The 23,050-nt window shown below is 71.8% G+C and carries 23 protein-coding genes; 16 read left to right on the top strand and 7 right to left on the bottom strand.

From position 1 onward, the window contains the following. Window positions 1–231: 231 nt before the first annotated feature. From AB0G11_RS07755 to rfbD, 4 genes are read left to right on the top strand one after another with little or no spacing between them, the layout of a single operon-like run. Window positions 232–1,686, top strand: a complete 1,455-nt coding sequence (locus tag AB0G11_RS07755) for a sugar transferase (protein ID WP_357584647.1) — start codon at window positions 232–234, stop codon at window positions 1,684–1,686. A gap of 2 nt (window positions 1,687–1,688) precedes the next feature. After that, window positions 1,689–2,756, top strand: a complete 1,068-nt coding sequence (locus AB0G11_RS07750) for a glucose-1-phosphate thymidylyltransferase (RefSeq protein WP_219504560.1) — start codon at window positions 1,689–1,691, stop codon at window positions 2,754–2,756. Next, entirely contained in the window at window positions 2,753–3,682 is a 930-nt protein-coding gene (gene rfbB / locus AB0G11_RS07745) for a dTDP-glucose 4,6-dehydratase (protein WP_219504564.1), read from the top strand. Before AB0G11_RS07750 ends, rfbB begins: the two co-directional genes overlap by 4 nt. After that, the gene (gene rfbD / locus AB0G11_RS07740; protein ID WP_219504566.1) at window positions 3,679–4,536 is read left to right on the top strand and encodes a dTDP-4-dehydrorhamnose reductase; all 858 of its coding nucleotides are present in this window, start codon (window positions 3,679–3,681) and stop codon (window positions 4,534–4,536) included. Before rfbB ends, rfbD begins: the two co-directional genes overlap by 4 nt. On the opposite strand, the gene rfbC is transcribed toward rfbD, so the two are convergent. Beyond that, the gene (gene rfbC, locus AB0G11_RS07735; protein WP_219504568.1) at window positions 4,518–5,090 is read right to left on the bottom strand and encodes a dTDP-4-dehydrorhamnose 3,5-epimerase; all 573 of its coding nucleotides are present in this window, start codon (window positions 5,088–5,090) and stop codon (window positions 4,518–4,520) included. The two genes, rfbD and rfbC, sit on opposite strands and share 19 nt — an antisense overlap. Window positions 5,091–5,152: 62 nt before the next feature. Here rfbC and AB0G11_RS07730 point away from each other — a divergent pair, with 62 nt between their 5' ends. The 9 genes from AB0G11_RS07730 to AB0G11_RS07690 all read left to right on the top strand — a co-directional run bounded on the left by AB0G11_RS07730 (window position 5,153) and on the right by AB0G11_RS07690 (window position 14,322). After that, window positions 5,153–6,355, top strand: a complete 1,203-nt coding sequence (locus AB0G11_RS07730; RefSeq protein WP_219504699.1) for a class I SAM-dependent methyltransferase — start codon at window positions 5,153–5,155, stop codon at window positions 6,353–6,355. Continuing rightward, a complete protein-coding gene (locus tag AB0G11_RS07725) occupies window positions 6,352–7,131 on the top strand; it encodes a glucose-1-phosphate cytidylyltransferase (RefSeq protein ID WP_219504570.1) in 780 nt (259 codons plus the stop codon). The genes AB0G11_RS07730 and AB0G11_RS07725 overlap by 4 nt, the downstream gene beginning before the upstream one ends. Continuing rightward, a complete protein-coding gene (locus tag AB0G11_RS07720; RefSeq protein ID WP_357584645.1) occupies window positions 7,128–7,778 on the top strand; it encodes a PIG-L family deacetylase in 651 nt (216 codons plus the stop codon). The genes AB0G11_RS07725 and AB0G11_RS07720 overlap by 4 nt, the downstream gene beginning before the upstream one ends. A 5-nt stretch (window positions 7,779–7,783) precedes the next feature. Then, window positions 7,784–8,803 (top strand): NAD-dependent epimerase/dehydratase family protein, encoded by a 1,020-nt coding sequence (locus AB0G11_RS07715; protein ID WP_357584643.1) that lies wholly within the window; start codon window positions 7,784–7,786, stop codon window positions 8,801–8,803. Beyond that, window positions 8,800–10,071 (top strand): DUF4910 domain-containing protein, encoded by a 1,272-nt coding sequence (locus tag AB0G11_RS07710; RefSeq protein ID WP_357584641.1) that lies wholly within the window; start codon window positions 8,800–8,802, stop codon window positions 10,069–10,071. The genes AB0G11_RS07715 and AB0G11_RS07710 overlap by 4 nt, the downstream gene beginning before the upstream one ends. Continuing rightward, window positions 10,068–11,024, top strand: coding sequence for a hypothetical protein (locus AB0G11_RS07705; RefSeq protein ID WP_357584639.1), 957 nt, complete (start codon window positions 10,068–10,070; stop codon window positions 11,022–11,024). The genes AB0G11_RS07710 and AB0G11_RS07705 overlap by 4 nt, the downstream gene beginning before the upstream one ends. Continuing rightward, window positions 11,021–12,469, top strand: a complete 1,449-nt coding sequence (locus tag AB0G11_RS07700) for an oligosaccharide flippase family protein (RefSeq protein ID WP_308125726.1) — start codon at window positions 11,021–11,023, stop codon at window positions 12,467–12,469. Before AB0G11_RS07705 ends, AB0G11_RS07700 begins: the two co-directional genes overlap by 4 nt. Beyond that, window positions 12,456–13,331: a glycosyltransferase family 2 protein gene (locus tag AB0G11_RS07695; protein ID WP_357584637.1), complete on the top strand. Its 876-nt coding sequence runs from the start codon at window positions 12,456–12,458 to the stop codon at window positions 13,329–13,331. Before AB0G11_RS07700 ends, AB0G11_RS07695 begins: the two co-directional genes overlap by 14 nt. A gap of 124 nt (window positions 13,332–13,455) precedes the next feature. After that, the gene (locus AB0G11_RS07690) at window positions 13,456–14,322 is read left to right on the top strand and encodes a hypothetical protein (RefSeq protein ID WP_357584635.1); all 867 of its coding nucleotides are present in this window, start codon (window positions 13,456–13,458) and stop codon (window positions 14,320–14,322) included. On the opposite strand, the gene AB0G11_RS07685 is transcribed toward AB0G11_RS07690, so the two are convergent. Both AB0G11_RS07685 and AB0G11_RS07680 read right to left on the bottom strand, forming a co-directional pair. After that, window positions 14,301–15,173 carry a DUF6492 family protein gene (locus AB0G11_RS07685; protein ID WP_219504584.1) on the bottom strand — a complete coding sequence of 291 codons (873 nt, stop codon included), beginning with the start codon at window positions 15,171–15,173 and terminating at the stop codon, window positions 14,301–14,303. The two genes, AB0G11_RS07690 and AB0G11_RS07685, sit on opposite strands and share 22 nt — an antisense overlap. After that, a complete protein-coding gene (locus AB0G11_RS07680; RefSeq protein ID WP_219504586.1) occupies window positions 15,170–16,054 on the bottom strand; it encodes a DUF6492 family protein in 885 nt (294 codons plus the stop codon). The genes AB0G11_RS07685 and AB0G11_RS07680 overlap by 4 nt, the downstream gene beginning before the upstream one ends. A 145-nt stretch (window positions 16,055–16,199) precedes the next feature. On the opposite strand from AB0G11_RS07680, the gene AB0G11_RS07675 reads away from it, so the two are divergent. Together AB0G11_RS07675 and AB0G11_RS07670 are read left to right on the top strand one after the other, a co-directional pair. Then, complete coding sequence (locus AB0G11_RS07675; protein WP_219504588.1) at window positions 16,200–16,910, top strand: hypothetical protein; 711 nt, start codon at window positions 16,200–16,202, stop codon at window positions 16,908–16,910. Between the two features lie 3 nt (window positions 16,911–16,913). Then, window positions 16,914–18,281, top strand: coding sequence for an O-antigen ligase family protein (locus AB0G11_RS07670; RefSeq protein ID WP_357584633.1), 1,368 nt, complete (start codon window positions 16,914–16,916; stop codon window positions 18,279–18,281). Here the strand turns inward: AB0G11_RS07670 and AB0G11_RS07665 are convergent. Together AB0G11_RS07665 and AB0G11_RS07660 are read right to left on the bottom strand one after the other, a co-directional pair. Beyond that, window positions 18,230–19,135: a hypothetical protein gene (locus AB0G11_RS07665; RefSeq protein WP_219504590.1), complete on the bottom strand. Its 906-nt coding sequence runs from the start codon at window positions 19,133–19,135 to the stop codon at window positions 18,230–18,232. The genes AB0G11_RS07670 and AB0G11_RS07665 overlap by 52 nt on opposite strands. A gap of 12 nt (window positions 19,136–19,147) precedes the next feature. Then, window positions 19,148–19,696, bottom strand: a complete 549-nt coding sequence (locus AB0G11_RS07660; RefSeq protein WP_219504591.1) for a dTDP-4-dehydrorhamnose 3,5-epimerase family protein — start codon at window positions 19,694–19,696, stop codon at window positions 19,148–19,150. Between the two features lie 26 nt (window positions 19,697–19,722). On the opposite strand from AB0G11_RS07660, the gene AB0G11_RS07655 reads away from it, so the two are divergent. After that, on the top strand, window positions 19,723–20,568 hold the full coding sequence (locus tag AB0G11_RS07655) for a glycosyltransferase (RefSeq protein ID WP_219504593.1): 846 nt from the start codon (window positions 19,723–19,725) through the stop codon (window positions 20,566–20,568). Here the strand turns inward: AB0G11_RS07655 and AB0G11_RS07650 are convergent. After that, window positions 20,541–21,725, bottom strand: coding sequence for a glycosyltransferase family 4 protein (locus AB0G11_RS07650; RefSeq protein ID WP_357584631.1), 1,185 nt, complete (start codon window positions 21,723–21,725; stop codon window positions 20,541–20,543). The two genes, AB0G11_RS07655 and AB0G11_RS07650, sit on opposite strands and share 28 nt — an antisense overlap. Continuing rightward, window positions 21,715–23,022: a nucleotide sugar dehydrogenase gene (locus AB0G11_RS07645; RefSeq protein WP_357584629.1), complete on the bottom strand. Its 1,308-nt coding sequence runs from the start codon at window positions 23,020–23,022 to the stop codon at window positions 21,715–21,717. Before AB0G11_RS07645 ends, AB0G11_RS07650 begins: the two co-directional genes overlap by 11 nt. Window positions 23,023–23,050 lie beyond the last annotated feature (28 nt).

Below are 23,050 nucleotides of genomic sequence, written 5' to 3'. Positions count from 1 at the left end.
AACCTCGCATTTTCCCGAACTGTGCCGCATCACTGGTGGACCGTTCCGTCAAGCCCTGGAGCCGGATCGCCGGCCGTCCGATTGTGGCCAAAAGTCGATATTCCCCATTACAAGTTGGATCTTTACTCTTTAGTGGGGGCCGCCGCCCTTGATTGTGCATGGGGTGTTGTCAACCCATGGGGTTCAAGGAACGTCACGTTAACGCGGTGCACATGAGTTCTGGGTGGTGCTATGAGGGTGGGGACTGAGGAGTCCGCTGTCGTGCTCCTCGAGGCCGTGCCACGCCATGCGTCCAGCATCTGGACACGGGCGTATCTACGGCTTCTGTTATCCGGGGACACGATCTGCGCATTACTGGCATGCGTCTGCGTGCTGAGCGTCCGGCTGATCTACGGGGCCTACATTCCGCCGGAGGAGTTCCTGCTGGGATTCGCCCTGGTGGCGGCCTGGCCGGTGGCGCTCAGGGTCGGCGGCGCGTATCGCCAGCGCGCGAACGGCGAGGGAACGGACGAGTTCAAGGCGGTGTTCAACGGCGGGGTGGGACTGATGGCCGCCGTCGCCATCGGCGCATATGCCACGCAGACCGCGATCGCGCGGAGCTTCGTGATGGCGATGCTGCCGCTGGCGCTGCTTTCCACGCTTTTCTTCAGATATCGGATGCGCAAGCGCCTGCATCGCCGCCGGGCGGTCGGCGACTACATGCGCCAGGTCATCGCCGTCGGGCATCGGGAGTCGATTCTCGACCTGGTGATGCAGTTCCGCCGTCAGCCGTATCACGGGATGCGGGTCGTGGGGGCCTGCCTGCCGCAGGACCGGATGGACGCCGACCTGGACGGGATCCCGGTCCTCGGTGACTTCGCCGAGGTGGCGGACGTGGTGGCGCACACCCGGGCCGACGCGGTCGCCGTGCTGGCCTGCCCGGAGCTCGACGGGTCGGCGCTGCGCCGGCTCGCCTGGAGCCTGGAGGCCACGCGCACCGACCTGTTCGTGGCGCCCGCGCTCATGGACGTGGCGGGGCCGCGCATCAGCATCAGGCCGGTCGCCGGGATGCCGCTGCTTCACGTGGAGCATCCCGAGTTCGACGGCGGTCGGCAGTTCGTCAAGAGCGTGTTCGACCGGGTGGTGGCGGGGGCCGCGGTGCTGCTGCTCGCGCTGCCGCTGCTGGCGATCGCGCTGCTCATCCGGATGACCAGCCAGGGCCCGGCGCTGTTCCACCAGACAAGAGTGGGCAGGCGGGGCAAGGAATTCCAGGTCGTGAAATTTCGCACGATGGTGGTGGACGCGGAACGCCTGAAAGGCTCCTTGATCAATTCGAACGAGTTCGACGGGGTGCTGTTCAAGATTCGGAACGATCCAAGGATCACCCGCGTGGGAGCGTTCCTGCGCCGCTACTCGCTCGACGAGCTCCCGCAGCTCCTCAACGTGGTCCGCGGCGAGATGTCGCTCGTCGGCCCGCGCCCGCCGCTGCCGGAGGAGGTCGCCCAGTACGGCACCGACGTGCGCCGCCGCCTGGTCGTCAAGCCGGGCATGACCGGCCTCTGGCAGGTCAGCGGGCGCTCCGACCTGTCCTGGGAGGAGTCGGTCCGGCTCGACCTGCGGTACGTGGAGAACTGGTCGCTCATCCTGGACCTGCAGATTCTCTGGAAGACCTGGTCCGTCGTCACCCGTGGAGAAGGGGCCTACTGACCGTGAAAGCACTCGTGCTCGCCGGAGGGTCGGGCACACGGCTCCGGCCCATCACCCACACCTCGGCCAAGCAGCTCGTGCCCGTCGCCAACAAGCCCGTGCTGTTCTACGGGCTGGAGGCCATCGCGGCGGCCGGCATCCGCGAGCTCGGCCTGGTCGTGGGCGACACCCAGGCGGAGATCGAGGCGGCGGTCGGCGACGGCTCCGCGTTCGGGCTGGAGGTCACGTACCTGCGCCAGGAGGCGCCGCTCGGGCTGGCCCACGGCGTGCTGATCGCCCGGGACTTCCTCGGCGACGACGACTTCGTCATGTACCTGGGCGACAACTTCATCGTCGGCGGCATCACCGGCCTGGTGGACCGCTTCGCCCGGGAGCGGCCCGCCGCGCAGATCATGCTCACCCGGGTGGGCGATCCCCGCCAGTTCGGGGTGGCCGAGCTCGACGACCGGGGCCGGGTCGTCGGCCTGGAGGAGAAGCCGGCCCGCCCGAAGAGCGATCTGGCGCTGGTCGGCGTCTACCTGTTCAGCCCGGCGGTGCACGAGGCGGTGGCCGAGCTGAAGCCGTCGGGCCGGGGCGAGCTGGAGATCACCGACGCCATCCAGTGGCTGCTCGAAGCCGGTCTGCCCGTCGAGTCGTCGGTGATCACCGGCTACTGGAAGGACACCGGCAACGTCACCGACATGCTGGAGGTCAACCGGCTGGTGCTCGAATCGCTCGAGGCCGGAGTGCTCGGCTCGGTCGACGACGCCAGCGAGCTGGTCGGCCGGGTCCTGGTCGAGCCGGGCGCGGTCGTCGAACGCTCGCGCCTGGTCGGCCCGGTGATCGTCGGGTCCGGCGCGGTCGTCCGTGACAGCTACGTCGGCCCGTTCACCTCGATCGGGGCCGGGTGCGCGGTCACCCGCAGCGAGATCGAGTACTCGATCGTGCTGCCCAGGGCGTCGATCGAGGGCGTGGGCCGGATCGAGTCGTCGCTCATCGGCCACGACGTCGAGGTCACCCCGGCTCCCAACACGCCCAGAGCCCACCGTCTCGTGCTGGGCGATCACAGCAAGGTACAGATCAGTTCATGAAGAGAATCCTGGTGACGGGCGGCGCGGGCTTCATCGGCTCGCACTTCGTCCACGGGCTGTCCGGCGCGGACGTGACCGTGCTGGACAAGCTCACCTACGCGGGCAACCGGGCCAACCTCGAAGGCGCGCCGCACACGTTCGTGCACGGCGACATCTGCGACGGCGCGCTGCTGGCCGAGGTGGTGCCGGGCCACGACCTGGTGGTGAACTTCGCCGCCGAGTCGCACGTCGACCGCTCGATCGCGGGCGCCGGCGAGTTCGTCCGCACCAACGTGCTGGGCACCCAGACGCTGCTGCAGGCGTGCCTGGACGCGGGCGTGCCCAAGGTGGTGCAGGTGTCGACGGACGAGGTGTACGGGTCCATCGACATCGGCTCCTGGGACGAGTCCGCCCCGCTCCAGCCGAGGTCGCCGTACGCGGCGGCGAAGGCGGGCGGCGACCTCATCGCCCGCTCGTACGCGGTCACGTACGGGCTGGACGTGTCGATCACCCGGTGCGGCAACAACTACGGGCCGCGGCAGTACCCGGAGAAGGTGATCCCGCTGTTCGTCACGAACCTGCTGCGCGGCCGGAAGGTCCCGCTGTACGGCGACGGCGGCAACGTGCGCGACTGGATCCACGTCGAGGACCACTGCGCGGGCATCCGCCTGGTCGCCGAGGTGGGCAAGCCGGGCGAGGTCTACCACATCGCGGGCACCGCCGAGCTGACCAACAAGGAGCTGACCGGCCGCCTGCTGGACGCGACCGGGCACAGCTGGGCCATGGTCACGCCCGTCGAGGACCGCAAGGGCCACGACCGCCGCTACTCGCTGGACGACCGCAAGCTGCGGGCGCTCGGCTACGCGCCGCGCATCCCGTTCGACCAGGGGCTGCGCGAGACCGTGCGGTGGTACGCCGACAACCGTGACTGGTGGGACGGGTTATGAGGTGGCTGATCACGGGCGGCGGCGGGATGCTGGCCGCCGACGTGCTCGACAGGATCGGGCTGACCGGTGAGCCGGTGCTCGCGCTCGGCCGGTCGGAGCTGGACCTGCGGGACGCCAGGGCGGTGCGCGACTTCGTCTCCGCCTACCGGCCGAGGGTGGTGGTCAACTGCGCCGCCTGGACCGCCGTGGACGAGGCGGAGACGCGCGAGGCCGAGGCGCTGGCGGTCAACGGTCACGCGGTGCGCACGCTGGCCGAGGCGTGCGAGCGCGTGGGGGCGCGGCTGGTGCACGTGTCGACCGACTACGTCTTCGACGGCGCCGGGGTGCTCCCGTACGCGGAGGACGCGCCGACGGCGCCGCTCAACGCCTACGGGCGCACCAAGCTCGCGGGCGAACTGGCGGCGCTGGGGCACGGCCACTACGTGGTGCGGACGGCGTGGCTGTACGGCGCCACGGGGCGCAACTTCGTCCGCACGATGATCGAGCTGGCCGGGAGCCGCCCGTTCGTGGACGTGGTCGCCGACCAGCGCGGCCAGCCCACCTGGTCGGCCGACCTGGCCGACTTCCTGGTCCGGCTGGCCCAGTCGGACCTGCCGCCGGGCGTCTACCACGGCACCAGCTCGGGCGAGACGACCTGGCACGGCCTGGCCACGGAGGTCTTCACGCTGCTCGGCGCCGACCCGGCCCGGGTGCGCCCGGTGCCGGCGGCGGCCTTCCCGCGCCCGGCGCCCCGGCCCGCCTACAGCGTGCTGGCCGGCACCCGGTGCGAGCTGATGCGCCCCTGGCGCGAGGCGTTGCACGCCGCCTGGCCGGTGCTGGCGGGGAAGGCGGGCCGTCAGTGCGTCGTCGCGTAGAACCGCCGGCACGCCTCGAAGTCGGGCAGGAGGCCGGCGGTCATCGCCTCCTTGAGCGTGGGCGCCGCCGCGTCCTTGTCCGACAGCAGCGGCTCGGGCCCCCACGGGATCGCCAGGTCCGCGTCGAGCGGGTGCACGCCGTGCTCGCGGCCCGGGTTGTAGGGCTGGGAGCACAGGTAGACGACCGTGGCCTGCTCGCTCGTCGCCTGGAACGCGTGGCCCAGCCCTTCGGCGACGAGCACCGCCCGGCGCTCCCGGTCGTCCAGCGTCACGGCCTCCCACCGGCCGAACGACGGCGAGCCCGTACGCAGGTCGACGACCACGTCCATGACGCTGCCCTGCACGCACATGACGTACTTGGCCTGGCCGGGCGGCACGTCGGCGAAGTGCACGCCGCGCAGCACCCCCCGGGCGGAGACCGAGCAGTTCACCTGGGCCACGTCGAACGGGCGTGGCAGGTCGGCGGCCCGGTACGCCTCCAGGAACGCGCCACGCGGGTCGGTGTGGACGCGAGGCGTGTGGCACCAGGCGCCGTCGATGCCGAGGGGATCCATGACGCGCACAGTAACGAGTGCGGCAGTCCGAGCGAAATATCCCACGGCCTTGGAGCGTGCGAATGATTGTTTGCCGGTTATGCGGATCGGGCGACCTCGCCTCGGTGGTCGACCTGGGCGCCACCCCGCCCTGCGAGCGGTTTCTGACCGCCGCCCAGCTCGACGAGTCTGAGACGACCTACCCGTTGCACCTGCGGGTGTGCACGGCGTGCTGGCTGGCGCAGATCCCGCCGCTGATCACGCCTGAGGATACTTTCACCGATTACGCGTACTTCTCGTCCTATTCGACGTCGTGGGTGGAGCACGCCCGCGCGTTCGTGGCCGGGCTGGAGCTGAAGCCGGACACGTTCGTGGTGGAGGTGGCCAGCAACGACGGCTACCTGCTGCGGCACGTCGTGGACCGGGGCGTGCGCTGCCTGGGCGTCGAGCCGTCGGTGAACGTGGGCGAGGCGGCCAGGAAGCGCGGGGTGCCGACGGTCACCGCGTTCCTGACGCCGGAGACGGCCAGGCAGGTCGTCGCCGAGCACGGCCCGGCCGACTACGTGGTGGCCAACAACGTCTACGCGCACATCCCCGACGTGATCGGGTTCACCCGGGGGCTGCGCACGCTGGTGGCGGACGACGGCTGGGTGTCGATCGAGGTGCAGCACCTGCTCACGCTCATCGAGGGCAACCAGTACGACACGATCTACCACGAGCACTTCCAGTACTACACGGTCGCCTCGGCGCAGCGGGCGCTGGCCTCCGGCGGGCTCACGCTGGTGGACGTGGAGCTGCTGCCGACGCACGGCGGCTCGATCCGGCTGTGGGCCAGGCCGTCGGGCGAGCCGTCGGCGCGGGTGGCCGACGTGCTGGCGCTGGAGAAGGCGGCCGGGCTGCACGAGATCTCCGGCTACATCGACTTCGCCGCGCGGGTCGCCAAGGTCCGGCGTGACCTGCTCGGCTTCCTGGTGGGCGCGGCCGAGGAGGGCCGGACCGTCGTCGGCTACGGCGCCCCGGGCAAGGGCAACACGCTGCTCAACCACTGCGGGGTGCGGCCGGACCTGCTCGCCTACACCGTGGACCGCAACCCGTACAAGCACGGCAGGTTCACGCCGGGGGCGCGCATTCCGGTGTTCGAGCCGGAGCGGATCGCCGCGGACCGGCCCGACTACGTGCTCGTGCTGCCCTGGAACCTGCGCGAGGAGCTGGCCGAGCAGCTCTCCTACGTCCACGAGTGGGGCGGCCGGCTGGTCTTCCCCATCCCTTCCCTGGAGGTCGTGTGAAGGTCGTCCTCTTCTGCGGCGGGTACGGCACGCGGATGCGCAGCGGCGCTCCCGGGGACGCGCCCAAGCCGATGCAGCTCGTCGGCCCCAGACCGCTGATCTGGCATGTGATGCGCTATTACGCGCACTTCGGGCACAAGGAGTTCGTGCTCTGCCTCGGCTACGGCGCCGACCAGATCAAGGACTTCTTCCTGCGGTACGAGGAGACCGCCTCCAACGACTTCGTGCTGCGCGGCGGCCGGGTGGAGCTGCTGGCCAGCGACATCTCCGACTGGACGATCTCGTTCGTGCACACCGGCATCGAGTCGTCGATCGGCGAGCGGCTGCGCCGGGTGCGCGAGCACCTGGACGGTGAGGAGGTGTTCCTGGCCAACTACGCCGACGTGCTCAGCGACGCGCCGCTGCCCGAGATGATCGACCGGTTCGCGGCCTCCGACGCGGGCGCCTCGCTCATGGTGGTGCCGCCGCCGGGCACCTTCCACTGCGTCGAGGTCGCCGAGGGCGGGCTCGTCGGCCAGATCACGGCTGTCACGGAGATGCCGCTCTGGGTGAACGGCGGCTACTTCGTGCTGCGCCAGGAGATCTTCGAGCACATCCCGGCGGGCGGCGACCTGCTCGTCGACGGCTGCCGGGAGCTGGCCAAGCGCGGCAGGCTGCTGGCCTACCCGTACCGCGGCTACTGGCGGCCGACCGACACCGTCAACCAGCGGCTGGAGCTGGACCGAGCCTACGCCAGGGGCGAGCGGCCGTGGGCCGTGTGGGAGCCCGCGGCATGATCGACCTCCTGCCCGGCAGCCTGCGCAGGGTCGCCGCCGTCGCCGCGCACTGCGACGACCTCGCGATCGGCGCCGGGGGCACGCTGCTGGCCATGTGCACGGCCCACCCGGGGATCAGGGTGGACGCGCTGATCCTGTCGGGCGGCGGCACCGAGCGGGAGCGGGAGGAGCGGGCCGCGCTGGCCGCCTTCTGCCCAGGCGCCGACCTGCGGGTCACCGTGGGCAAGCTGCCCGACGGCCGGCTGCCCGCGCACTGGGAGGAGGCCAAGCGCGCGGTGGAGGAGCTGCGCCTGCGCACGGTGCCGGACCTGATCCTGGCCCCCCAGCCCGGCGACGCCCACCAGGACCACCGGGGGCTGGCCGAGCTGGTGCCGACGGCCTTCCGCGACCATCTCACGCTCGGCTACGAGATCGTCAAATGGGACGGCGACCTCGGCCGGCCCAACGCCTACCAGCCGCTCGAACTGGCGCTCGCCGAGCGCAAGGTCGCGCTGCTGTGGGAGCACTACCCCTCCCAGCGCCGCCGCCACTGGTTCGACAGGGAGGCCTTCCTCGGACTCGCCCGGGTCCGCGGCATCGAATGCCACGCACGTTATGCCGAGGCCTTCTACGTGCGCAAACTCACTCTCGACCTCGCAGGAGGCTGATCGACATGCGCGTTCTGCTCACCGGGCACCAGGGCTACCTGGGCACCGTGATGGCGCCGGTGCTCACCAGAGCCGGGCACGAGGTGACCGGACTCGATTCCGGGCTGTTCGCCGACTGCGTCCTCGGCCCGGCCCCCGACGACCCGCCCGGCCACCGGGTGGACCTGCGCGACGTCACCGAGGCGCACCTCGACGGGATCGACGCGGTGATCCACCTGGGCGCCCTGTCGAACGACCCGCTCGGCGCGCTCGCGCCGGAGCTCACCTACGCCATCAACCACCACGCCTCCGTCCGCCTGGCCAGGCTGGCGCGCGAGGCGGGCGTGCGCCGCTTCCTGTACGCCTCCACGTGCTCGGTGTACGGCGCGTCCGGCGGCGACGAGCTGCTGGACGAGGACGCGCCGCTGCGCCCGGTCACCCCGTACGCCGAGTCGAAGGTGCGCGTGGAGGACGAGCTGGACGAGCTGGCCGACGCCGACTTCTCGCCCGTCTACCTGCGCAACGCCACCGCGTTCGGGTTCTCGCCGCGGCTGCGGGCCGACATCGTGCTCAACAACCTGGTCGGCCACGCCCATCTGACCGGGAAGGTGCTGGTGCTGTCGGACGGCACGCCGTGGCGGCCGCTGGTGCACGCCGCCGACATCGCCGACGCGTTCGCCGCCGTGCTGACCGCGCCGCGCGAGGCGGTGCACGGCCGGGCGTTCAACGTGGGCGGCGAGCAGAACAACCTGACCGTCGCCGAGATCGCCGAGCACGTGGTCGAGGCGGTGCCCGGCTCCGAGCTGGTCATCACCGGGGAGACGGGGGCCGACCCGCGCTCGTACCGGGTGGACTTCTCCCGCATCGAGGCCGCGCTGCCCGGCTACCACGCCCGCTGGACGGTCAAGGCGGGCGCGGTCGAGCTGGCCGACGCCTACCGCGACCACGGGCTGACCGAGCAGGACTTCCGGCGCCGGTTCATCCGGCTGGCCCGGCTGGCCGACCGCCGCGAGGCGGGTACGGTCTCGCCGGAGCTCAGGACGTGACCGGGGAGGACATGCATGCCCTGGTGGAGCGGCTCTTCCCGGTGTGCCGCTCCATCACGGGCGACGGAGTGCGGCGCACGCTGGAGATCGTCGGCGAGCGGCTGCCGCTGACCGTCCACGAGGTGCCGACCGGGACCCAGGTGCTCGACTGGACGGTGCCCAGGGAGTGGAACATCCGCGACGCCTGGATCAAGGACCCCGAGGGGAACCGGATCGTCGACTTCCGGCGCTCCAACCTGCACGTGGTGGGCTACAGCGTGCCCGTGTCGGCCACGATGACGCTCGACGAGCTGCGCCCGCACCTGCACACGCTGCCCGGCCAGCCGGACCTGGTGCCGTACCGGACCAGCTACTACGCCGAGACGTGGGGCTTCTGCCTGGCTCAGCGGGTGCTCGACGGCCTGGGGGAGGGGCCGTACGAGGTCGTGATCGACTCGACGCTGGCCGACGGCTCCCTCACCTACGCCGAGCACGTCGTGCCGGGGCGCAGCGCTGACGAGGTGCTCATCTCCTGCCACGTGTGCCATCCGTCGCTGGCCAACGACAACCTGGCCGGGATCGCGGTCGCCGCCGCGCTCGCCGCCCGGCTGGACCGGCCCCGGCTGACGTACCGGTTCCTGTTCGCGCCGGGCACGATCGGGGCCATCACCTGGCTGGCCCGCAACCGCGACCGCGTCGGCCGGATCGCGGCCGGGCTCACGCTCGCCTGCGCCGGCGACCGCGGCGCGCTCACGTACAAGCGGAGCAGACGCGGCGACACCCGCATCGACCGGGTGATGACGCACGTCCTGCGCGGCAGACCGCACACGGTCGTGGACTTCTCCCCGTACGGGTACGACGAGCGGCAGTTCTGCTCACCGGGCTTCGACCTGCCGGTCGGCAGCCTGACCAGGACCCCGTACGCCGGTTACCCGGAATATCACACCTCGGCCGACGACCCGGGCTTCGTCACCCCCGAAGCCCTGGCCGACACCCTGGAAACCCTCTGGCAGGCCGTACAGGTGCTGGAGCGCGACGGCCGCTACGAGAACCTGAGCCCCTACGGCGAGCCGCAACTCGGCAGGCGCGGGCTCTACGGCTCTCTCGGCGGCCGGAGTGACACGAAACAAGCCCAGCTGGCGATGTTATGGGTGTTGAACCAGTCAGACGGCGGCCACAGCCTGCTGGACGTCGCGGAAAGGTCGGGTTTGCCCTTCCAGGCGGTCGCCGAGGCGGCCGACGCGCTGGAAGGTGCCGGTTTGCTGAAGCGGGTGGGGGAAAGCGGATGAACCTCCGAGTGGGGGACCTCGTCGAGGTGCGCGGTCAGGCGGAGATCCTGGCCACGCTCGACGAGCGGGGCGAGCTGGAAAGCCTGCCGTTCATGCCGGAGATGCTGCGCTTCTGCGGGCAGCGGATGACGGTGCAAAAGGTCGCGCACAAGCTGTGCGACACGATCAGCCGCAGCGGCATGCGGCGGATGGAGCGCGCCGTGCACCTCAAGGCGGCCCGCTGTGACGGCGGCGAGCACGGCGGCTGCCAGACCGCCTGCTCCCTCTACTGGAAGGAGGCGTGGCTGCGGAAGGTCGATCCGGACGAGCCGCAGCCGATCGCCGAGCCGTCGCCCGAGCTGCTGCCGCTGCTGCGGCTCAACACGCGCAAGGGCGGCGGCGCCTACTCCTGCCAGGCCACGGAGCTGCTGCGGGCGGCGCCCGCCTGCCTGCCGTTCCGCGACGCCGGCCAGTACGTCGCCGACGTGCGCAGCGGCAACGCCTCGCCCTCGCGGGTGGCGCGCACGTTCCTGGTCGGGCTGTTCAACCGCCTCCAGGAGGTCAGCAAGAAGGTGCTGCCGAGGCGGCTGTGGTTCCGGCGCGGGCTGCGGTGGGGGTTCGTCGAGGGCCGGGCCGGTGCCAGCACGCCGACGGCCAAGCTCGACCTCAGGCCGGGCGAGCTGGTCAGGATCAAGACGAAGGACCAGATCCTCGACACGCTCAACGGCGACCTGCTCAACCGGGGCCTGGGCTTCGAGGAGGAGATGGCCCGCTACTGCGGCAGGACCGCGCGGGTGCGGGCCAGGGTCGAGCGCTGCCTCGACGAGCGGACCGGGGAGATGCTGATCATGAAGACGCCCAGCATCATCCTCGACGACCTGGTGTGCGAGGGCGTCTACAACGCCAACTGTCCCCGCGAGTTCGTGCCGTTCTGGCGGGAGATCTGGCTGGAAAGGGTCGAGGACGGTACGTGAGCGACATCGGCGAGATCGGCCGCAAGGCAGGACGCGGGCTGCGCTGGAGCCTGCTGGGCAACGTGGTGATGAAGGCCGGCTCGTTCGGCATGAGCCTGGTGCTGGCGTGGTTGCTCCTGCCGACCGATTTCGGGGTGTTCGCGATCGCGCTCGCGGTCAGCCAGTTCGTCATCTTCATCAACGACGCCGGGGTCATCTCCGCCGTCGTGCAGTGGCGCGGCGAGCTGGAGGAGGTCGCGCCCACCGCCACGGTGGTCGCGCTCGCCTCCAGCGTCTCCCTGTACGCGCTCTTCTTCGTGATCGCGCCGTTCTACGCCCAGCTCGCCGGGAGCGAGGACGCCACCTGGGTGATCCGCATCCTCATGGCGACCAACCTCGTCTACGGGCTCACCGCCGTGCGCAGCGCCGCGCTGATGCGCCGGTTCGAGCAGGACAAGCTGGCCTGGGCCAACCTGGCCGGGTTCGCCGCCAACGCGTCGGTGTCGATCACGCTGGCCGCCAACGGGGCCGGTGCCTACAGCTTCGCCTGGGGGCAGCTCACCGGGGCCACGGTCACCGGCGTGTTGGTGCTCGTGCTGGCCCGGGTCCGCTTCACCGCCGGGTTCGACCGGGAGATCGCCAGGCGGCTGCTGAAGTTCGGGCTGCCGCTCTGCGTCGGGCTCGGCGTCGAGGGGCTGCTGCTCAACGTCGACATCGTCATCGTCGGCGACGTGCTGGGGCCGCACCAGCTCGGCCTCTACCTGCTCGCCTTCAACATCGCGAGCTGGGTGCCCGGGCTGATCGGCACCGCCGTCCGCTACGTGGCCCTGCCCAGCTTCTCGCGGCTGGCCGAGGAGGGGCGCGAGTCGATGGAGGCCGGGGTGCGGCAGGCCGTGCCGCTGCTGGGCGCGATCGTGCTACCCATCGCGGTGCTCATGGGCACGCTCGCGCCCGCCCTGGTCGGGCTCCTGTACGAGCCGCGCTGGCTGCCCGCGGCCGGCGTGCTGCAGTTCCTGGCCGTGGTCATGGCCGTGCGGATGCTGACGCTGCTGATCACCGACATCCTGGCCGGGCTCGGCGCCACCCGGTCGATGATGTGGGTCAACCTGGGCTGGGCGCTCGCGCTGGTGCCCGCGCTGCTGGTCGGCGCCCGCGCGGGCGGCATCCAGGGCGCCGCCGTCGCGCACGCCGTCATCGCCGTCACGGTGGCGCTGCCGCTGCTCGGCATCACGCTGCGGCGCTCGCGGGTGCCGCTGCGCCTGGTCGTGTACGGGCTGGCCAGGCCGATGCTGGGCGCGGGCGTCGCGGCGGCCGTCATGGCCGGGCTGTCGCTGGTCGTCGAGGGGCCGTTCGCGCAGCTCTGCGTGGCCGGTGGCGCGGGCGTGCTGGCGTTCGCGCTGGTCGCCGTGCCGCGGGCCGTACTCATGCAACTGGTGCGTCAAAGGAGGGCACATGCCCGGCTCTGAGCTGGTCTCGATCGCGTTGCCGGTGCGCAACGGGGCGGACCGTCTGGAAGGCGTCGTCCGGTCGGTGCTGGCGCAGGACCACCCCGACGTGGAGCTGGTCATCTCCGACAACGCCTCCACCGACGGCACCGAGGAGCTCTGCCGCGACCTGGCGGCGGGCGACCCGCGGGTCGTCTACCACCGGCACCCGGAGAACGTCGGGCTGCTCAACAACTTCGTCCACGCCGCCCGGATCTCCCGGGGCGCGTTCGTGCGATGGATCGGCGACGACGACCGGCTCGACCCGGGCTGCGTCTCGCGCGGGCTGGCCGAGTTCGCCAAGGACGAGCGGACGATCCTGGTCACCACGCAGGTCGCCTACACCGGGCCCGACGGCGTCGTCAGGACCGCCGCGTACGACGGGACCGCGCTGGCCTCCGGCGACCCGGTGGAACGATTCACCGAGATGCTGCGGCTGCTCAACGAGAGCCACCTGCTCATCGACCCGCTCTACGGCATGCTCAGGCGCGGGCCGGCGACCGGCATCCCGCGGCGCAACATGCTGCGCGAGGACGAGGTGTTCGCCGCCAAGCTGGCGCTGGCCGGGCCGTGGGCGCACGTCAACGAGGTGCTGGCGCACCGCAACTGGCGGCAGGAGCGCATCTCCGGCGTGGCGCGGCGGCTGGACGTGCCGTCGTGGCAGTCGCGGCTGGCCAACACCCTCCAGTGCCGCGAGCTGCTGGCGTGGGTGCGGGACTGCGACCTCACCGCCGACCAGCGCCGGCGGGCCCGCGCGGCGGTGCTCAAGATGTACGTGAGACGGCAGCGGCGCACTGTGGCGCACCGGAGCCGGAAGCTGCTGGCCATGGCCCGGTTGGTGTAACGCGGCAGATGAACAGCGCGATTTCCTGTTTGTATCGAAAAATCTGACGGGGGCGGAAATAGTGGGCTTCTGGACGACCATCTTTGGTCTGGCCCGGAAGAAGTTCGTTGGACCGCCCATCGCGGTGGCGGCGATCATCCTGGCACTGGCCGGGTACTTCCTCATGCCGAGCAGGTACGTCTCGACCGCGTCCATGGTGCTCACCGTGCCCGCCACCGGCGGCACGCTGGAGACCGAACGGCGCGAGAAGCCGAGCCTGACCAACCCGTTGCTGCACTTCAACGACGCGCTGCGGACCACGGCCGGCATCCTCATCCTGGCCACCAACACGCCCGAGGTGGCCGCCGAGATCGGCGTCACCGAGGACGGGCCGACCTCGGTCACCGTCAACGACGGGCGCACCAACCCCGACCTGCTCGGCATCAGCACCAACGGCCCGTTCGTGTACGTCGAGGTGGAGTCCACCTCGCCGCAGGTCGTCCGCGACGTGATGCGCAAGGCCCAGCAGCGGGTCCGGCTGGAGCTGGCCAAACGCCAGGTGGACCTCGAAGCGCCGGTCAGCACGCACATCGGCATCCTCGACGTGATGCCCGCCTCCAGCCCCAGGGCCGTGGTCTCCGACCGGCTCATGGCGGCGGCGGGCGGCGGCCTGCTGGGCGTGCTGGCGGGGTTCGCGGTCGCCTACGCGATCCCGCGCCTGCGCCCGGCCGCCCGCCGCGAGCCCCTGCCCGCCCCCGAGCCCGAGGCCGCCCCGGCACCCGCGCCGGAGCCGGCCCCCGAACCCGCGCCGGAGCCCGCTCCCCAGCCCCGGCCCGCCCCGGTTCCGGCCGAGGACGTCAAGGGGACCGTCGAGTTCCGGGTGCGCAACGGGACGCACGCCCCCGCCGCGCCGGTGTTCCCGATGACCGTGGCGGAGCTGGGGTCGGACGACGACACGGGCCCGATCGAGGTCGTCGTGCCCCGCGACGATCAGCTCGACTCCACCACCTGAGCGCACCGCCGGATCGCCGCCAGCCGTGACTCCATCGGCGTGTGCGACTTGGCGGAGATCATCATGCCGACCGCCTGCGGCCCGAGCCGGTCGGCGAACGCCACGGCGGTGGCCTCGTCCCACGGCTCGTGGTTGTAGCTCAGGTGACAGATCGAGGTGTTGACCGGCGGCGACGCCTTCAGCACCTCGTCCACGAACACCCCGTACAGGATGAACTCCGAGATGTGCAGCTGCGAGTTGAACGCGTCGATCCAGTCGCGCCCGGTGACCTCGGAGATGCGCCGCTGCATGGCCCGCACGATCACCGGGTCCCAGTACGTCAGCGCGGTCACGTAGTCGGGCAGCGGAGGCGGCGGCGCGGGCGGCAGGCCGAGCAGCTTGCGCGCCACCTGGTGCCACAGCACGTGCCGCTCCATCCCGGCGGTGACGCCGTTCTCCAGCCGGTACAGGCACAGCCGCCCGTCCACGCTGAACGACTCGACGCCGGCCGGCCGTACCAGGACCGCGTCGGAGTCGACGATGAGCAGCGCGTCGGCGTCGATCAGCCCGGCGGCGGCGATCTTGACGGTCTGCTGCATGACCCAGCCGCGCAGCGGCGGCCACGGCCGCCGGCAGTTGACGTACAGGTCGGTCGCCGGGACCCGCACGTAGCGGCGGGGCAGCAGCTCCGAGCGCACCCACACGTGGCAGCGCGGCCCCTGGAAGCGCGCGAACGCCTCCCGGTCGCCGGGCGGCACGAAGACGTGGTGGATGGTGTCGTCGGAGGTGTGTTCCAGAACGGATCGGTGCAACAGGGCGAACAGCTCGGCGTCGGGGGCGTAGGACGGGGTGATGACCGCCAGCTTGCTCAAGGATGGCTCCCATCGGGTCCGGTGACCTGGGCGCACCGCTGGATGGCCGCGAGCCGGGCCGCCATCGGCGTGCGCGACTTGGCGGAGATCATCATGCCGATCGCGCGGGGGTCCAGCAGGTCGGCGAAGGCGACGGCCCCGGCCGGGTCCAGCGGGGTGCGTTCCCATCGGTTGTGGCAGATCATGGTGTCGACCGGCGGCGACGCCTTCAGCACCTCGTCGACGAACACGCCGTACACGATGAACTCCGACACCTGGAGGTGGGAGGTGAAGGCGGCCAGCCAGTCGCGCCCGGTGGCCTCGGCGACGCGCTCCTGCATGGCCCGCGCGACGGCCGGCTCCCAGATCGCCAGCGAGCTGATGTAGTCGGGCTGCGGCAGCGTGAAGCCGGAGGGCAGCCCGAGCAGCGCGCGGGCGGCCCGGTGCCAGACGACGTGGTCGGCCATGCCGTCGTGCACGCCGTCGTCGGCGCGGAAGAACGTCACCCGGCCGTCGCGGACGAAGTGCTCGGGCAGCGCCCGCCGGACGAGGACCACGTCGGAGTCGGCGACCAGCACGACGCGCGCGTCCAGCAGCGCCGTGACGGCGATCTTGACGGCCTGCTGCACCACCCAGCCGCGCAGCGGCGGCCACGGCCGCCGCGCGTTCACCCACAGGTTCGTGCCCGGCACGTGCACGACGTGCCGGGGAAGGATCTCCGGGTACGTCCACAGCCGGCAGCGCGGACCCGCGTAGCGGGCGAACAGCGACCGGTCGGCCGGCGGCACGATCACGTGGTGCACCGTGTCGTCCGAGGTGTGCTCCAGGACCGAGCGGTGCAGGTGGGCGAAGAGCTCGGCGTCGGGGCCATAGGTGGGCGTGACGACGGCCAGTTCGCTCATGAAGGTTGATCTCCAGTCCCCCGGCGCGGGTGAAAACGCCCTGTAAGCCATATCGGGCTGCGGATGGCGGCGTTACAGCCCGCCGTGTAACGCTCCACCCCGGTTCGCGCGACATGCATGAGGCGAGACTCGCAGGGGAGGGCGCGTGGATTTCTGGGGGACCATCCTCGTCCTGTTGCGGCGGTGGTTCGTCGCCTTACCGGCGTTCGCGCTGGCTGTGGGCGGGGCGTTCTACGCGTACTCGACGGTCCCGACCACCTACACGACGACGGCGGTGCTGGTGCTGACCGCGCCGACCAGCGGCGGCGTGCTCCCGCCGCACCCCGACCAGCCGATTCCCCGGGTGAACCCGCTGCTCAACTTCGACCACGGGCTCAGCGTCGCCGCCTCGATGCTGATCAGCGCGATGAGCACGCCCGACATGGTCGCCGAGATGGGCACGGCGGAGGGCGACACCAAGTACGCGGTCACGAACGGCACCAACAACCTGGAGTCGCTGGCCACCGGGCCGCTGGTGTTCGTCGAGGGGGAGAGCCTCACGCCGGAGGCGGCGACCGCGATCACGCTGAAGGTGCTGGACCGGACCAGACGCGAGCTGGACAAGCGCCAGCGCCAGGTGCAGGCGCCCGAGGAGACGTACATCACGACGAGCGAGGCGGTGCCGCCGACCACGCCGGTGCCGCAGCAGGGCAGGAAGCTCCGCTCGGCCGCGGCGGCGCTCGGCCTGGGCCTGATCGCCGCCCTGTGCGCGTCGTTCGCGGCGGAGAGCGTCTCCGGCCGCCTGCGACGGCGACGGCCCGCGCCCGAGGCCGCCGGCGAGGCACGGGAGCCGGCCACGGCCGGCAAGGGAGCCTGAGGCGTGGCCACCGGCTCCGTCGCGGGCATCGGCCCGCTGGGCGCGCGGTCGCCGCTCGCCGGGAGGGCCGACGGGGCGACCGTGGCGGCGGTCTTCGCCCTGGCGCTGCTCGTCGTGCCCGCGCGGCTCGTGCTCAAGTACCTGCCGCTGTCGCTGACCCCGGCCAACGTCGTCAGCCTGGCGGCGGCGCTGCTCTGGCTGTGCGCGCAGTTCACGCTCACGCTCGGCGTCGCCAAGGGCCGCAACCCGGTGCGCACCGCGCTGTTCGCCTACTTCACCGCCATGCTGGCCACCTACGGGTTCTCGACCTGGGGCTACATGGACTCCGACGAGCTCAACCTGACCGACCACGCGTTCGTGCTGGCGATCGCGTCCGTCGGCATCGGGCTGACCATGTGCGACGGCGTACGCGGGTTCCGGCGGCTGGACTTCGTCATCAAGACGCTGGTCGTCGGCGGCGCGATCATCTCGGTGATCGGGGCCTTCCAGTTCGTCCTGCACTGGGACCTGACCCGGTTCCTGGAGCTGCCGATCCTGCGCTACACCTCGGAGGGCGACTCGTTCGTGCTGGAACGGGCCGACCTGCGCCGGGTGGCCGCGACCACCGGCCACCCGATCGAGTTCGGCGTGACGACGGCGATGCTGCTCCCGCTGGCCGTGCACCTGGCGACCAAGGCGCGGATGCGGGCCGAGCCGTCGCTGCGCTGGTGGGCGTGCGCGCTGCTGATCGGGCTGGGGCTGATGTTCTCGGTGTCGCGCTCGGCCATGCTCAGCCTGGGGGCCGTCGGGCTGGTGCTGTTCCTCGGCTGGCAGGCGCGGCGGCGCCTGGGGGCCGCGGCGGTGGCCGGCGGGTTCCTCGTCGTCATCTGGGTCACCGTGCCGGAGCTGCTCGGCGCCATCTTCGGGCTGTTCTCCAACCTGTCCAACGACGAGAGCATCCAGTACCGGACGCACGACTACGCGGTGGCCGCCCAGGAGATCGGCAGGCACTTCTGGCTGGGCCGCGGCCTCGGCACCTGGTACGCGCCCAAGCACCAGATCTTCGACAACCAGTACATCCTGTCGATGGTGGAGACCGGGCTGGTCGGCACGCTCGCGTTCGCCGCGCTGTTCGTGGTGGCGTTCTGCACCGCGCTGCGGGCCCGCCACCTGAGCGCCGACCCCGGCACCCGGGATCTCGGGCTGACCGTCGCCGCCTGCCTGGTGGTGCCGCTCGTCGGGTCGTTCACCTTCGACCTGCTGTCGTTCGCCACCGTCACCGGGCTGTCGTTCGTGCTGGTCGGGGCCGCCGGGGCGTTGCTGCGCGCGGTCAAGGAGGATCAGCTCGCGCCCTCGCAGCGCAGCGGGCCGACGATCGAGGTGACCCGATAATCGGCGTCGATGGTGACCAGCTCGTTGCCCGCCCACTCGGTCCGGCCGCACTCGGAGTCGACGGGCCCGTACACCCACGACTTGTCGACGAGCTTGTTGCCGCGCACCACCTGCTTGCCGCTCGCGTTGCGCACCTGGATGCTGAACGTGCCGCCCATCACCAGGTTGTCGGTGACGACGACGTCGCGCGACTTCTCGTCCACCAGGAAGATCGGCGCGGTGATGTCCTTGGCCGCGCGCTGGTCGACGGTGTTGTGGTGGAAGAGCAGCCCGGTGCCGCCCACGTACGCCTGGATGCCGTCGGAGTGGTCGCCGGGGTTGGAGCAGAGCTTCACGAACGAGTCGCTGATGCGCACGTCGTCGCCGGAGACGCGGAAGCCGTCGCTGTGGCCCTGGACGAGCACCCGGCTGGCCGTGTACTTGTCCTGGCCAATCGCGGGCAGCGGGCCGCACGTCTTCGTGGTGCCGACCGTGGTGTCGGAGATGGAGAAGCGGAAGGTCTTGGCCCCGTCGGCGTTGGTGACGTGGCCGTCGATCACGCTGTTGCGGACCGTCACGTCGTCGGCGTGGATCACCAGCGGGCCGGGGACGTGCACGCCGTCGAGCACGGCTCCGGGCGTCTTGACGCGGTAGGCGACGCCGTCGAGGTTGGGCGCGACCGGCGTCAGCTTGACCGCCTTGGGCGCGCCGGTGCAGGCCGGGGTGGGGTGGTCGGGGCAGGAGCTGCCGTCGGGCCGGACGATGCCCGGCGACGGGGTGGGGGCGGCCACCGGCGGGTCCGACGGCCGCACGGCCGGGGTGGCCTGGCACGCCGTCAGCACGAGCACCGCAACAGCCGCGAACAGCACGCGCATCGCCGTCACCTCTCAGCCGCCGAGCCGGCGCAGCAGCTCGGCCCACGAGCCCGCGCTCAGGTCGCGCCCGCTGACCTCGGTGGGCGGCAGGGGCCACGCTACCTTCAGATCCGGGTCGTCGTAGCGGACCGCGAGATCCTCGGCCGGATCGTGCTCGCGGTCGATGCGGTAGCAGGTGTCGGCCTGCTCGGTCAGCGCCTGAAAGCCGTGCAGCAGCCCCGGAGGCACGTACAGGGTGACGAACTCCTCGTCGTCCAGCCGTACCGCCATCTGCCGCCCGAACGTCGGCGAGCCCGGCCTGGCGTCCACCAGCACGTCGTGGATCGCGCCCCGGGCGCAGCGCACCAGCTTGGCCTCGCCGCTCCCGGCCCGGCCGTGCAGGCCCCGGATCACGCCCCGGCGCGACCTGGACTGGCTGTCCTGGATGAACGCCTCCGGCCTCAGCCCCGCCCCGGCGGCCACCGCCGCGTCGAACGTCCGGGTGAACAGGCCGCGCCCGTCCCGGTGCGGCGCGGGCTTGAACAGCAGCACGCCCTCGATCTCGCCCCGATCCACTCGCATGTGTCGTCCTTACTCAAGGCGGTCTGATGAAGCCGACGGTCAGTGTCGTCGTCCCGGCGCACAACGAGGAGGCGGTCATCGCCGCCGGCCTCGACACGCTGCTGGCCGGCGCCGAACCCGGCGAGTTCGACGTGGTCGTGGTGGCCAACGGCTGCTCCGACGGCACCGCGCGGGCCGCCGCCCGGCCGGGGGTGCGGGTGCTGGAGACGGCGACGCCGGGCAAGGCGCACGCGTTGCGCCTGGGCGACGCCGCCTGCCGCACGTTCCCGCGCGTCTACCTGGACGCCGACGTGCGACTCGACGCCGGGTCCCTGCGCGCCCTGGTCGCGGCGGCCGGCTCGCCGGGCGTGCTGGCGTGCGCGCCGCAGGTCTCGTGGGACCTGACCGGCGTCGGCCCGCTGGTCCGCCGGGTGCTCGCCGTGCACGAGGCGCTGATCCGGCCGGGCCGCGCGCTGGCCGGTGTGGGCGTGTACGCGCTCACCGCCGAGGGGCACAGCCGGGTCTTCCCGCTGCCGGACGTGATCTCCGACGACGGCTACGTGGACAGCTTCTTCACCGGGGACGAGCGGGTCGTGGTCACCGGGGCCCGCTCGGTCGTCCGCCCGGCCCGCACGGTCCGCGCCCACCTGGCCAGGCGGGTCCGGGTCCGGCAGGGCAACCGGCAGCTCGCCGCGCTGGGCCGCCCCCTGCGCCCGCTGGAGGCGGGCAGCCTGCGCCGCGTGATCCGCTCCGGGGCCGCCGGCCCGCTGAACGTCGCCTGCTACCTCGCCGTCCTGGCCGTCGACCGCCTCCTCACCCGGCTGCGCGGCGACCGGCAGGACTGGGGCACGGACGCGAGCAGCCGTCACAACGAACCGACGGCCGCGTCGTAGGCCCGGAGCAGCGCCGCCTTCGAGTGCTCCCACGACAGCGGCCCCGCCACCCGCTGCCTGCCGATCTCGCCCATCCGCTCCCGCTCGGCCGGGTCGTCCAGCAGCCGGGCGATCAGCTTGGCGAACTCCGACTCGTCGTTGGCCGGTGCGTACACGGCCGCCTCGCCCGCCGACACCCGCGCCTCGCGCAGCTCGAAGGAGACGATCGGCCGGGCCATCGCCATGTACTCCATGACCTTGTTCATCGTGGAGACGTCGTTGAGCGGGTTGAGCGGGTCCGGTGACAGACACACGTCGGCCGTGGACAGGTAGCGCATCAGGTCCTCGTCCGGGATGCGGCCGGTGAACTCCACCTGCTCGCCCAGCCCCAGCTCGCGGGAGAGCGCCACCATCGCGTCGAAGGTGTCGCCCCCGCCCACGAACACCGCGTGCCAGTCGTCGCGCCCGTGCTCGTCGCGCAGTCTGGCCAGGCTGCGCAGCGCGTAGTCGACGCCGTCCTGCGGCCCCATGACGCCCAGGTAGCACAGCAGGTACGGCTTGCCGCGCCGGGCCGACGGGTCGGGCGGCACCTGGTGGAAGCGCTCGACGACCGGGGCGCTGCGCACCACGAACACCTCGCCGGGCTTCTTGCCGCCGCGCGTCATCGCGACCTGCCGGTAGCTCTCGTTGGTGGCGATCACCACGTGCGCCGCCCGGTAGGTGCGCCGCTCCAGCCAGCACACGGCCCGGTAGAGCCGGTCGCGCCCGCGCCCGAACCGCGACAGGTACAGCTCGGGCACCAGGTCGTGCTGGTCGAACACGAACCGCGTGCCCTTGCCCCGCATGGCCAGCGCGACCAGGAAGAACAGGTCGGGCGGGTTGCAGCCGTGGACCACGTCGAAGCGGCCGAGCCGCCGGGCGATGCGGAAGGTGTGCCACAGCGCCGAGCCGTACTCCCGCAGGTAGCCGGCGGGCCCGCCGGTGGCGGCGCGCAGCGGGTAGCGGTGGATGTGGACGCCGTCGATCACGGCCTCGGGCTCGGTGTCCTGCTTGGCGCCCTGCGGGCAGATGACGTGCACCTCCCAGCCGGCCTCGCGCAGGGCGGTGCACTCCTGCCACACGCGGCGGTCGAGGGGCACGGACAGGTTCTCGACGAGGATGAGCGCTCTACCAGCCAATGCCCGCGTAGTCCCTTCTGTTGCGGCGCGCCGCGGCGCCCGGCATCCGCACGAGGTCGACGATCGCCTTGCCGTCGGCCCGTTCCATCGCCTCCAGCACGGCGGGGTCGGTGGAGCCGACCACGCACACCTCCGCGTGCGCCAGGACGTCCTCCACCGAGTCGCCGAGCAGGTCGCCCAGGTGCGGCAGCCGTTCGGCGATGTAGGCGCGGTTGGCGCCCATGAGCCGCGACAGCGACACGTTGGCGTCGTAGATGCGCAGGTCGTAGCCCTTGCCCAGGAGCCGTTCCGCCAGCTCGACCAGGGGGCTCTCGCGCAGGTCGTCGGTGCCGGGCTTGAACGACAGCCCGAACAGCCCGATCTTCCGCCTGCCGGGCGCGGTCACCAGGTCGAAGGCCCGCTGGAGGTGCGCGTCGTTGGCGGGCAGCACGTGCGACAGCAGCGGCACGGCCACGTCGGCCTTCCTGGCGGCGTAGACGAGGCCGCGCAGGTCCTTCGGCAGGCACGAGCCGCCGAAGGCGAACCCCGGCCGCAGGTAGGCGGGGCTGACGTTGAGCTTGCGGTCCGCCAGGAACACGTCCATGACCTGGTGCGAGTCGAGCCCCAGGGCCTGGCAGACCGCGCCTAACTCGTTGGCGAACCCGATCTTCACCGCATGAAACGCGTTATCCGCATATTTCGTCATCTCGGCGATCGGGATCGGCACCCTGAACACCTCGCCCGGCAGCCCCTCGTACAGCGCGGCCACCACGTCCCCGGCCGCCGGGTCGGACTCGCCGATGACGGTCTTGGGCGGTGCGAAGAAGTCGCGCACGCTGCTGCCCTCGCGCAGGAACTCCGGGTTGACCGCCACGCCGAAGTCCACCCCGGCCCGCATCCCGGAGGCCAGCTCCAGGATCGGCACCAGCAGGTCCGCGCAGGTGCCCGGCAGCATCGTGGAGCGGAACACCACCACGTGCCGCTGCCGCAGCGCCCGCCCGATCTGCTCGGCGACCCGCTCCAGGAACGTCGTGGACAGGCTCCCGTTCGGCGCGGACGGGGTGCCGACGCACACCAGCGACACGTCGCCGGCCCCCACCGCCTCGGCCGCGTCGGTGGTGGCCCGCAGGTTGCCGTCCGCCACGGCCTTCGCCACCAGCTCGCCGATCCGCTCCTCCACGATGGGGGCGCGGCCGTCGTTGATGAGGTCCACCTTGACCGGGTTGACGTCGACGCCGACGACCTCGTGGCCCATCGAGGCCAGGCAGGCCGCCGAGACGCACCCCACGTAGCCGAGCCCGAAGACGCTGATCCGCATAGCTGCCCTCCGCCGATTGGACCGTGGA

This window comes from Nonomuraea sp. NPDC023979 (assembly GCF_040639085.1).
GTDB classification, from domain to species: Bacteria; Actinomycetota; Actinomycetes; order Streptosporangiales; family Streptosporangiaceae; genus Nonomuraea; species Nonomuraea ceibae.
This window is presented reverse-complemented; position numbering and strand designations above follow the sequence as displayed.

Bases quoted from the DNA above. Each gene is read 5' to 3' on its own strand.
- AB0G11_RS07680 (WP_219504586.1), bottom strand. From the start codon at position 16,054: ATGAGCGAACTGGCCGTCGTCACGCCCACCTATGGCCCCGACGCCGAG.
- AB0G11_RS07660 (WP_219504591.1), bottom strand. From the start codon at position 19,696: ATGCGAGTGGATCGGGGCGAGATCGAGGGCGTGCTGCTGTTCAAGCCC.
- AB0G11_RS07720 (WP_357584645.1), top strand. From the start codon at position 7,128: ATGATCGACCTCCTGCCCGGCAGCCTGCGCAGGGTCGCCGCCGTCGCC.
- AB0G11_RS07655 (WP_219504593.1), top strand. From the start codon at position 19,723: ATGAAGCCGACGGTCAGTGTCGTCGTCCCGGCGCACAACGAGGAGGCG.
- AB0G11_RS07755 (WP_357584647.1), top strand. From the start codon at position 232: ATGAGGGTGGGGACTGAGGAGTCCGCTGTCGTGCTCCTCGAGGCCGTG.
- AB0G11_RS07695 (WP_357584637.1), top strand. From the start codon at position 12,456: ATGCCCGGCTCTGAGCTGGTCTCGATCGCGTTGCCGGTGCGCAACGGG.
- AB0G11_RS07705 (WP_357584639.1), top strand. From the start codon at position 10,068: ATGAACCTCCGAGTGGGGGACCTCGTCGAGGTGCGCGGTCAGGCGGAG.
- rfbC (WP_219504568.1), bottom strand. From the start codon at position 5,090: ATGGATCCCCTCGGCATCGACGGCGCCTGGTGCCACACGCCTCGCGTC.
- rfbD (WP_219504566.1), top strand. From the start codon at position 3,679: ATGAGGTGGCTGATCACGGGCGGCGGCGGGATGCTGGCCGCCGACGTG.
- AB0G11_RS07645 (WP_357584629.1), bottom strand. From the start codon at position 23,022: ATGCGGATCAGCGTCTTCGGGCTCGGCTACGTGGGGTGCGTCTCGGCG.
- AB0G11_RS07715 (WP_357584643.1), top strand. From the start codon at position 7,784: ATGCGCGTTCTGCTCACCGGGCACCAGGGCTACCTGGGCACCGTGATG.
- AB0G11_RS07665 (WP_219504590.1), bottom strand. From the start codon at position 19,135: ATGCGCGTGCTGTTCGCGGCTGTTGCGGTGCTCGTGCTGACGGCGTGC.
- rfbB (WP_219504564.1), top strand. From the start codon at position 2,753: ATGAAGAGAATCCTGGTGACGGGCGGCGCGGGCTTCATCGGCTCGCAC.
- AB0G11_RS07730 (WP_219504699.1), top strand. From the start codon at position 5,153: ATGATTGTTTGCCGGTTATGCGGATCGGGCGACCTCGCCTCGGTGGTC.